The 499-nt window shown below is 48.9% G+C and carries 2 protein-coding genes; both read left to right on the forward strand.

Features of this window, described 5'->3' with window-relative positions; genetic code table 11:
* Nucleotides 1-210 (forward strand): hypothetical protein (locus AC3DEV_RS16780; RefSeq protein ID WP_488372831.1); only part of this gene is annotated, 210 nt, incomplete at its 5' end.
* A 94-nt stretch (nt 211-304) separates the two neighbouring features.
* Nucleotides 305-499, forward strand: a 195-nt coding sequence (locus AC3DEV_RS16785) for a macro domain-containing protein (protein WP_488372832.1), incomplete at its 3' end; no start/stop codon positions are given.

Below are 499 nucleotides of genomic sequence, written 5' to 3' on the forward strand. Positions count from 1 at the left end.
GGCCAAATTGTGGAACCGGCATGTGACGTCAGCACCCAGTCAACACCCGTAGAAATGAACTGCCCGCAGAATGGCTCTGTTCCGGGCAGAACCTATTCCAGCAAAGCGTTAATGAGCGGCAATGTTAAAAACGCGCAAATAGCCTCAGTAAAAGTGCAGTATCTTGATAAACAGAAAAAGCTGGCTGTAATGAACATCGAATATAACTAAGTTTCTGAACAACTCACGTTGCTGAGCAGAAAAATGCGATTTAACCAAAAAGCCTGCTGTACACTTAAGAAACAAGAAGGTGTAAGGAGGCGTTATGAAAACGCGTATTCATGTTGTGCAGGGTGATATTACCAAACTGGCCGTTGATGTGATTGTGAATGCGGCTAATCCGTCATTAATGGGAGGCGGCGGCGTCGATGGGGCCATTCATCGCGCAGCGGGTCCGACCCTGCTGGATGCCTGTTTAAAAGTCAGGCAGCAGCAGGGCGATTGCCCTACGGGGCATGCC

It is taken from the genome of Dietzia sp. IBK-p2-15D (assembly GCF_057773105.1).